The organism is Ruminococcus sp. 1001136sp1 (assembly GCF_039841815.1).
GTDB classification, from domain to species: domain Bacteria; phylum Bacillota; class Clostridia; order Lachnospirales; family Lachnospiraceae; genus Blautia_A; species Blautia_A faecis.
Genome location: NZ_JBDPGY010000014.1, coordinates 49,105 through 59,134, shown reverse-complemented (window position 1 = coordinate 59,134; position 10,030 = coordinate 49,105). Strand labels below are relative to the sequence as shown.

Here is a 10,030-nt window from a genome sequence, read left to right as displayed (position 1 = left end):
AACCGTGGCAGAGGATTTACTGATATAGAGAATGCAGTAATATTCAGAGCTGCACAGTGACCCGCTACGCTGTAAAAAAGATCGGAAGAACAGCGTGAACGGACGGTTTCCAGAAAGAGACTGTAGGAGGCTAGACAAATGGGTAAGAAATATGTGGCTTATGTAGGAACCTATACTCACGGAACCAGCAAGGGAATTCAGGTTTATGACGTGAACCTGGAAGAAGGTACTCTCACAGAGAGAAGTGAAGTGGAAGTAAGTAATGCGTCTTATACCGCGGTATCCAAGAATGGAAAATACCTTTATTCTATCGAGGATGAGGGCGTTGCGGTATTCAAGCGTGATCATAATGGCGATTTGGCACGTATCAACAGCGTGGATATTGATGGCATGAGAGGTTGTTTCCTTGCTACAGACGTAGATGGCAAATATCTTTACGTAGCAGGTTATCACGATGGAAAGGTAACTGTTGTACACACTCATAAGGATGGACGTCTTGGAAGTGTTATGGACGGTGTTTTCCACACTGGTCTTGGAAGTGTTGCAGAGCGCAACTTCCGTCCTCACGTAAACTGTGTACGTCCTACTCCGGATAATAAATATCTCTGCGCAGTAGATAATGGAATTGACCAGATCAAGGTTTACCGGATCAATAAGCGCACAGATAAGCTGGAGCTTGTTGATATTGTCCGCTGCCCGAGAGAGAGCGGACCGCGTATTATCCGTTTCAGTGCAGATGGACGTTTCGCATATGTGCTTTTTGAGCTGAGCAATGAGATTAAGGTTTATAGCTATAACGGAAATGGAGATATTCCGGAATTTGAACTGCTTCAGAGCGTTTCTACCCTGGCGAAGAAGGAGGATGGAAATGTATCTCACAATGCAGCATCCGGACTTGCCCTTGCACCGGACGGCAAGCATCTGTTCTGTACCACAGCCGGTGAGAATACAGTTGGTATGTTTGAAGTAGACGCCGAGACAGGACTTCTGGAGCGTAAGTTTGTCCTTCCGGTAAGTGGTGACTATCCGAAAGACCTTGTAATCTTCCCGGATAACCAGCACATTGCCGTTGCCAACCATTCCAGCAACAGCATTACCACCTTTAAGGTTGACTATGAGAAGAACATCATTATGATGAAAGGGAAACCTCGTAAGATTGAGACGCCGAACTGCATCAATATCTGGCCGGTACCGGATGGAAATGATATTGAGGATTTGGAGGCATAGGTATATTTTTTCAAACCCGCATTAGTGTGAATAGTGAAATTTTTCACAGATTATATAAATAATGAAGGCAGTTATCTGAATGAGAGAGATTCAGGTAACTGCCTTTTTGACGAATTTTAAAGATAAAAATTTTTTATGTAGTCCATGCGTGCACTCATATTGGAGAACATGGCATCTACCAGTGTAATGGCGGCCATGGATTCCACGACTACGACGGCGCGGGGCACGATCACAGGATCATGACGGCCTTTGATTTCGATGGAGGTGTTCTCGCCGGTAGTGGTAACAGTCTGCTGTGGCTGTGCAATGGATGGGGTTGGTTTGATGTGGGCGCGGAGGAGAATTTCACCGCCGTCACTGATTCCGCCTAAAATGCCTCCAGAGTGGTTGGTGGTCTTTACAATTCTGCCATTTTCCATGTGGAAGCCATCATTGTTTTCGGAACCCTTCATGGTGGATACTTTCACACCATCGCCGATTTCCACTGCTTTTACAGCGCCAATAGACATCAGTGCCTGGGCAAAAGCTGCGTCTAGTTTTCCAAATACAGGATCTCCAATGCCAGCAGGAACGCCGCTTATACGGCACTCGACAACGCCGCCTGCACTGTCCTCCTCTTTCATGCATTTCTCCAGATACTTGGCTGCTTTTTCCGCGGCAACCATATCTGGCATATAGAAAGAGTTTTCCGGTATTATTTCAGGGTGGTAGCTGTGGCATGAGACTGGTCCGATGGAAAGGGTGTAGGCCTGCAGGGTAATACCAAGTTCTTTCAGAATCCTGGCTGCAATGGCTCCTGCAGCAACTCGGCCGATGGTCTCACGTCCAGAGGAACGTCCGCCGCCTCTGTAGTCGCGAAAACCATATTTACTGTCAAACCCAAAATCTGCATGTCCCGGGCGATAGGTCTGCGCGATATTTCCGTAATCCCGGGAACGCTGGTCTTTGTTCCGTACGATCATGGAAATGGGGGTACCAGTGGTCTGTCCTTCAAAGACTCCGGATAGGATTTCGACTTCATCTCCTTCATTTCGGGCAGTGGTGTAACGGCTCTGGCCAGGCTTCCTTCTGTTCAGATAAGCCTGTATATCTGCTTCCGTAAGGAAAAGTCCTGCCGGAACGCCATCTACAACGGTGCCCAGTGCCTTGCCGTGGGATTCTCCCCAGGTAGTAACCGTAAATTTTTTTCCAAATGTTGACTGACTCATAGGCATAAAATCCTTTCTTTTTCAGACTGCAGCAATCGCCAGTTGTGGAGGGAAAACTGCTGTGCCGAATTAAAGTATGAATGTAATGTTAAAGACATTATAGCGAAATGCAAAAAATTTGTAAACCGAATCTATTAGAATTGACAAAATTTCCTGTAGAAATTATAATTAAGCGTGTATTTTTGAGGATAGGAGCCCTGTCTGACAGAAAAGTGGGACAGCCGGTTTTTATGTAGAAGCAAGAGATTGGAAGGAGTGCAGCTTGTGGTAAGGATTTTTAAGACAATAGAGGGTGCGATCCATGAGATTCAGGAGCCACAGGAGGATTGCTGGATTGCAATGACCAATCCCACTGCAACTGAGATCTTTGAGATGTCCGAAAGATTCGGAATCGAAGTAGATGATCTTCGCGCTCCTCTGGATGAGGAAGAGCGTTCTCGTATTGAAGTGGAAGATAATTATACACTGATCCTAGTAGATGTTCCTATGATCGAGGAACGCAATGACAAGGACTGGTATGGCACTATCCCTCTTGGTATTATTGTTACCAAGAAGATGATTTTTACCGTATGTCTGGAGGATACCCAGGTGCTTACCCGGTTTATGGAGGGAAGAGTACGTAATTTCTTTACCTATATGAAAACCAGATTCATTTTGCAGATCCTGTACCGCAATGCCACTATGTACCTGCATTATCTGCGTATTATAGATAAGAAAAGTGAACAGGTGGAGGAGAAACTCCACATGTCCACCCGTAATCAGGAACTGATGGAACTGTTGGAACTGGAGAAATCCCTGGTTTATTTTACTACATCTCTTCGGTCGAACGAGGTAGTACTGGAGAAGCTTCTGAAGGTAGAGAGCATTAAGCAGTACCCGGAGGATACGGATCTTCTGGAAGATGTTATCATTGAGAATAAACAGGCAATCGAGATGGCCAATATATACAGCGGTATCTTAAGCAGCATGATGGGTACTTTTGCCTCGGTTATTTCCAATAACCTGAATGTGGTTATGAAGGTTTTGTCCGTTATCACGATTGTAATGAGTATTCCCACTATTGTGTTCAGTGCATATGGAATGAACCTGAGCCCTTCGGGAATGCCGTTTTCTGCTGACAAATGGGGATTTTTAGTGGTGATATTGCTGTCCATACTGGTGAGTATTGTGGCAGCTGTGATTCTGTCCAAGAAGAAATTTTTCTGAATAGGAGGATTACATGAAATTTATTGATAAGCTGGAACGAAAATTTGGAAGATTTGGTATTCCCAATCTCACAATTTACATGATTGTATGCTATGTGATCGGTTATGCACTGATGATCGTGAATCCAGGCATACTGAACTGGCTGAGCCTGGAACCAGCGTATATTCTGCGGGGACAGGTATGGAGACTGGTAACCTGGGTACTGTATCCACCGAGCACTTCCGGAGTATTATGGTTTGCAATTGCAGTTCTGTTCTTTTATTATCCAATTGGAACTTCTCTGGAGCGGACGATTGGAACTTTTAAATATACGTTGTATATTCTTTCGGGCGTGATATTTACAATTTTGGGAGCGTTTATTCTGTATTTCCTTCTCGGAGGAAATGTTCTGGTAGGAAACGTATTTTCTACTTATTATATCAGTCTGTCCACATTCCTTGCATATGCAATGTGTTATCCGGATATGCAGGTTCTGCTTATGTTTATCATTCCGGTGAAGATGAAGTGGATGGCAATTTTTTATGTGGTGATCGTTGTATATGAAATGATTCAGTACGTTATGGCAGGTGCATGGTATCTGGTGATCCCGATTGTGGCTTCACTGTTGAATTTCATTATTTTTTACTTTGGAACAAAGGATTTCAGCCGGTATAACCCGAAGGAGATCCACAGAAGAAATGAATTCCGCAGAGCAATGGAACCCCAGGGACGTATGAAATCAGGCAGCGGCAGTGTGACCAAGCACAAATGCGCGATTTGCGGACGTACTGAGCTTGATGATCCTAATCTGGAATTTCGTTTTTGTTCCAGATGCAATGGAAATTATGAGTATTGCCAGGATCATCTTTTTACACATACACATGTGAAATGAAATTAATGTAATTGTTAACCGGTAACATCGCATGGCTGCTGTGAACGATGTGGGCAGCAGCCAGCAAATGACTGAAAAGACAGAGGGAAAGACTGCTTATGAAGAGAACAAAAATTATCTGTACTATGGGACCAGCATCCAGTAAGAAAAATACTTTAAGAGCTATGATGCGTGCCGGAATGGATATTGCACGTTTTAATTTTTCCCATGGTTCTCATGAAGAACACAGGGGAAGAGTAGACATGGTCAAAAACCTACGGGAAGAACTGAATATTCCGGTTGCCCTGCTTCTTGATACAAAGGGACCGGAGATCCGTACCAAGCTTCTTAAGGATCATAAGAAGATTACATTGGAGGCTGGAAGCGAATTTACACTTACTACCGGTGATATAGAGGGAGATGAGACCAGAGTCGCCATCACATATGAAAATCTTTACAAAGATGTGAAAAAAGGCGGTAAAATCCTGATTGATGATGGTCTGATCGAACTGGAGATTGAGAATATTAAGAATGGGGATATTGTCTGCCGTGTCTTAAACGGCGGCGAGCTTGGAGAGCGCAAAGGAATCAATGTTCCTTATGTGAAAGTGAAGCTTCCGGGAATTACAGAGCAGGATAAAGATGATATTCTGTTTGGAATTACACAGGAGTTTGACTATATTGCAGCTTCTTTTGTCCGTGATGCAAAAGCGATTAAAGAAATCCGTCAGCTTTTGGATGAAAATGGCGGACATGATATTGGAATCGTTGCCAAAATCGAGAATGCCGAAGGTGTTGAAAATATTGATGAGATCATCAAGGCTGCAGATGGTATTATGGTTGCCAGAGGTGATCTTGGTGTGGAGATTCCTCCTAGTGAGGTTCCTTATATCCAGAAAATGATTATCCGCAAGTGCAATGAGAACTATGTTCCGGTTATTACTGCTACCCAGATGCTGGATTCCATGATTCGCAATCCACGTCCTACAAGAGCAGAGGTGGCAGACGTTGCCAATGCTATTTACGACGGTACAGATGCTATTATGCTTTCCGGTGAGACTGCAGCTGGTAAATATCCGCTGGAAGCACTGAAGATGATGGTGGAGATTGCACAGACCACAGAGCCTCACCTGAATTATGAGGATTATACCCATAACCGCAATATGTGTGGTGAGAGCAGAGTGTCCAGCGCTGTGGGACTGGCAGCAGTGCAGACTGCAAGAGATCTGAAGGCCAAGGCCATTGTGACTCCTACCTTTGGAGGAAGAACAGCCAGACTGATTTCCAATTTCCGGCCGGAAGCTCCTATTTATGCTGTTACTCCCAATGATACGATTCTGCATAGACTTCAGCTTGTATGGGGCGTTACACCGTTGAAAGGATACGAGAAGGATTCCACAGAGCATATTATTTCACAGGCCATGAGCGTTGTCCGCAGAAAGCGGCTTGCAAAGAAAGGAGACCTGATCGTATTTACGGTTGGAGATCCTGCTACCAATATGACCCGGGAAGGTGCTGTAACAAATATGCTGCATGTGATTGAAGCCAAATAAAGCTGTCACAGGCTCTGACTTGTGACAACAGAAAAATTACTTTTTAAGAGCAGCGAGTGCTGTATTTTACAAACGAGGAGAAACTATTATGAAAAAGACACCTTTTGTAACACTGGAGAAGGTACAGGAAATTGCCGGAAAATATCCTACCCCATTTCATCTTTATGATGAGAAAGGAATCCGGGAGAATGCACAGGCTTTGAAGGAAGCTTTTGCATGGAACAAAGGCTTTAAGGAGTTTTTTGCAGTAAAGGCAACCCCGAACCCATTCCTGATCAAGATTCTGCAGGAATATGGCTGCGGATGTGACTGCTCATCCATGACAGAACTGATGCTTTCCAAAGCTATCGGATGTAAGAAGGGAGACATTATGTTTTCCTCCAACGACACTCCGGATAAAGAGTTTAAATATGCAGATGAGATTGGTGGAATTATCAATCTTGATGACATCACTCATATTGAGAGTGTAGAGAAAGCTGTTGGAAAGATTCCGGAGATTATCAGCTGCCGTTATAATCCTGGCGGAGTGTTCAAAATCAGCAACGATATTATGGATAATCCCGGGGATGCAAAATATGGCATGACTACGGAGCAGATTTTTGATGCATTCCGTATCCTGAAGAGTAAGGGCGCCAGGGAGTTTGGAATTCATGCATTTCTTGCCAGCAATACAGTGACGAATGATTACTACCCGATGCTTGCGAAGGTTATGTTTGAACTTGCTGTGAAGCTTCAGAAGGAGACTGGGGCGCATATTAAATTCATCAATCTTTCCGGTGGTATTGGTATTCCTTATCGCCCGGAGCAGACTCCAAACGATATTCGTGCAATTGGAGAGGGTGTACGCAAGGTATATGAAGAAGTTCTGGTTCCGGAAGGAATGGGAGATGTAGCTATTTATACAGAACTTGGACGATTCATGATGGGACCTTATGGCTGCCTGGTAACAAAAGCGATTCATGAGAAGCACACTCACAAAGAGTATATCGGTGTGGATTCCTGCGCAGTAAACCTTATGAGGCCAGCTATGTACGGTGCTTATCATCATATTACTGTTCTTGGAAAAGAGGATCAGGTTTGCGATCACCTGTATGATATCACAGGATCTCTTTGCGAGAATAATGATAAGTTTGCAATTGATCGTTATCTTCCGAAGATTGATATGGGAGATTATCTGGTGATTCATGATACTGGCGCACATGGTTTTTCCATGGGATATAATTACAATGGCAAATTGAAATCTGCGGAGATCCTTCTTCACGAAGATGGAAGCTTCGATATGATCCGTCGCGCCGAGACTCCAAGAGATTACTTTGCAACTTTCGACTGCTTCCCGATTTTTGAGAAAATGTTGGAGGATGAAGACCGGGCGTAATTACTTATGAGTAAGATAAAAACAGTTTGATGCGTTTGGCTTGTAGACTGTGTAAATGAAAAGAGGAACCGCTGAGATGCTGGCGGATCCTCTTTTACTATTTTTACTATATAGAAAGAATTTCTTTGGAACAGTTTGGGATAGATGATCAAAAGTATGAACCCGCGAGGTAAATGCGGGGCAGATTTTTGACAACCCTTGACATTTTTTGAAATTCTGAGCAACAAAAAATCCCGCAAAATCAAGGACTTGACGGGATTTATATAACTTATGAAGTATTAAAAATGCCGGCAGTGGGACTTGAACCCACACGTAGTTGCCTACAACAGATTTTGAGTCTGCCTCGTCTGCCATTCCGACATGCCGGCGGTTGAACAATTGATATAATAGCACATTATAAAAATAAAGTAAAGATGAAATTATGAAAAGTTTATAAATTTTTGAGGCAGAATATTGATATTCATACATGGAAATGCTAAAGTATTTAACAGTTGACAGAAAATGGAGGAAATGCCAATGAATATTGACCATAAAAAACCAGAAAACCGGCCATTGTACATTTTTGTACTGATAGCGGTTGTGGTGATCCTTTTCCTGAACATATTTGCCATTCCAGCCATGCAGGAACACTCTGTAGAGAAAACCGACTACAGTACATTCCTCAGCAATGTAGAGCGTGGAAATGTATCCAAGGCAGAGGTGCAGGACGATTATATCTATTATATAGTGAGAAAGAACGGCGAGGACGTGGTGTGCAAGACTGTACGCATGGATGATCCGGATCTTGTAAGCCGCCTTTATGAAGCCGGAACCAGTATGGAAGCAGTGGAGCCTCAGAAGCAGTCCATCTTACTCAGTCTGGTGATCGGATATGTGATCCCAATCGTAATCTTTGTTTTCCTTGGAAGATGGCTGAGTAAGAAGATGATGAGCTCTATGGGAGGTGGTCCAGGCGGAGCAATGTCCTTTGGAAAAAGCAATGCCAAAGTATATGTGAAGTCTTCTACAGGAATTAAATTTACAGATGTGGCAGGTGAGGACGAGGCGAAAGAGCTTCTTACAGAAATTGTAGATTATCTTCATAATCCGCAGAAATACACGGAGATTGGAGCCTCCATGCCCAAAGGCGCCCTTCTTGTAGGCCCTCCGGGTACAGGTAAGACATTGCTTGCCAAGGCAGTTGCAGGAGAAGCAGAAGTACCGTTTTTCTCTATTTCAGGTTCAGAATTTGTGGAAATGTTTGTGGGCATGGGTGCTGCCAAGGTTCGTGATCTGTTTAAGCAGGCAAATGAGAAGGCACCTTGTATTGTATTTATTGATGAGATTGATACCATTGGTAAGAAACGTGACAGCGGAAGTTTCACAGGTGGAAACGATGAACGTGAGCAGACATTAAACCAGCTGCTTACAGAGATGGATGGATTTGACGGCTCCAAGGGAGTTGTGATCCTGGCTGCTACCAACCGTCCGGATTCCCTGGATCCGGCCCTTCTGCGTCCAGGTCGTTTTGACAGACGTATTCCGGTAGAACTTCCGGATCTGAAAGGACGTGAGGAAATCCTGAAAGTCCATGCCAGAAAGATCAAAATCGCAGACAGTGTCCGTTTCGATGAAATTGCCAAGGCAGCAGCCGGCGCTTCCGGTGCAGAGCTTGCCAATGTTGTAAACGAGGCAGCTCTTCGTGCTGTCCGTGACGGCAGGAAGTTTGCTACCCAGGCTGACTTTGAGGAGAGTATTGAGGTAGTTATCGCTGGTTATCAGAAGAAAAACCGGGTGCTTTCCAATAAGGAGAAGTTGATCGTATCCTATCATGAGGTGGGACATGCACTTGTGGCGGCGAAACAGACGGATTCTGCTCCGGTTCACAAGATTACCATTATTCCCCGTACCTCAGGCGCTCTTGGATACACCATGCAGGTGGATGAGCAGGAGCACTTCCTGATGTCAAAGGAAGAATTGGAGAATAAAATTGCTACATTTACTGGTGGACGTGCTGCTGAAGAACTGATTTTCCACAGTATTACAACTGGCGCGTCGAATGATATCGAGCAGGCTACCAAGATTGCCCGAGGCATGATTTCACGCTATGGCATGAGCGATGAGTTCGATATGGTTGCGATGGAAAGTATGAGCAATCAGTATCTGGGTGGTGATTCAAGTCTTAGCTGCTCCTTTGAAACACAGACACTTCTGGACAAAAAGGTAGTAGAGCTGGTACGAAGACAGCATGAGAAGGCCTATAAGATTCTTGAGGATAATATTGAGAAGCTTCATGAACTGGCAAAATATCTGTATGAGCATGAAACAATCACAGGCGAGGAATTTATGAAGATTTTAAATGATCCGCCGAAGTCTCTTACGGCCAGTGCAGAGTAAAAAAGCATTTTTGTATTATTTGACTGGATTTTGCGGCAATAAAGAGAACCGCATTGCCGGATATATAAAATAAGGGACAGCAGAAAATGATCGGATACCTCTTAAGCAGATTTTTGTTATTTACATTGTCTGTTTAAAGAGTAACCGTATCCGATCAAACATCTGCTGTCTCTTGTGTTTTGAGGGAGATTCGGATATAATAACAAATATGGGCTGCAAAAGGGAGGTGTGTTTC

At 44.0% G+C, this 10,030-nt stretch carries 7 protein-coding genes and 1 tRNA gene; 6 read left to right on the top strand and 2 right to left on the bottom strand.

Going from position 1 to position 10,030, the window contains the following annotated elements; genetic code table 11:
• The first annotated feature begins 138 nt into the window (after nucleotides 1-138).
• Nucleotides 139-1,227 (top strand): lactonase family protein, encoded by a 1,089-nt coding sequence (locus ABHC48_RS13480; protein ID WP_195699739.1) that lies wholly within the window; start codon nucleotides 139-141, stop codon nucleotides 1,225-1,227.
• A gap of 116 nt (nucleotides 1,228-1,343) precedes the next feature.
• On the opposite strand, the gene aroC is transcribed toward ABHC48_RS13480, so the two are convergent.
• Nucleotides 1,344-2,435 (bottom strand): chorismate synthase, encoded by a 1,092-nt coding sequence (gene aroC, locus ABHC48_RS13475; RefSeq protein ID WP_195699740.1) that lies wholly within the window; start codon nucleotides 2,433-2,435, stop codon nucleotides 1,344-1,346.
• A gap of 264 nt (nucleotides 2,436-2,699) precedes the next feature.
• Between aroC and ABHC48_RS13470 the strand changes: the two genes are divergently transcribed.
• From ABHC48_RS13470 to ABHC48_RS13455, 4 genes are all read left to right on the top strand, one after another.
• The gene (locus tag ABHC48_RS13470) at nucleotides 2,700-3,641 is read left to right on the top strand and encodes a magnesium transporter CorA family protein (RefSeq protein ID WP_148462836.1); all 942 of its coding nucleotides are present in this window, start codon (nucleotides 2,700-2,702) and stop codon (nucleotides 3,639-3,641) included.
• Nucleotides 3,642-3,654: 13 nt separating this feature from the next.
• Entirely contained in the window at nucleotides 3,655-4,512 is an 858-nt protein-coding gene (locus tag ABHC48_RS13465; RefSeq protein ID WP_118580009.1) for a hypothetical protein, read from the top strand.
• Nucleotides 4,513-4,610: 98 nt separating this feature from the next.
• On the top strand, nucleotides 4,611-6,044 hold the full coding sequence (pyk, locus tag ABHC48_RS13460) for a pyruvate kinase (RefSeq protein ID WP_195699741.1): 1,434 nt from the start codon (nucleotides 4,611-4,613) through the stop codon (nucleotides 6,042-6,044).
• A gap of 88 nt (nucleotides 6,045-6,132) precedes the next feature.
• On the top strand, nucleotides 6,133-7,419 hold the full coding sequence (locus ABHC48_RS13455; RefSeq protein WP_195699742.1) for a diaminopimelate decarboxylase: 1,287 nt from the start codon (nucleotides 6,133-6,135) through the stop codon (nucleotides 7,417-7,419).
• A 285-nt stretch (nucleotides 7,420-7,704) separates the two neighbouring features.
• On the opposite strand, the gene ABHC48_RS13450 is transcribed toward ABHC48_RS13455, so the two are convergent.
• Nucleotides 7,705-7,787 (bottom strand) — tRNA-Leu (locus tag ABHC48_RS13450).
• A 148-nt stretch (nucleotides 7,788-7,935) separates the two neighbouring features.
• Here ABHC48_RS13450 and ftsH point away from each other — a divergent pair.
• The gene (gene ftsH, locus ABHC48_RS13445; RefSeq protein ID WP_195699743.1) at nucleotides 7,936-9,795 is read left to right on the top strand and encodes an ATP-dependent zinc metalloprotease FtsH; all 1,860 of its coding nucleotides are present in this window, start codon (nucleotides 7,936-7,938) and stop codon (nucleotides 9,793-9,795) included.
• Nucleotides 9,796-10,030: the final 235 nt, after the last annotated feature.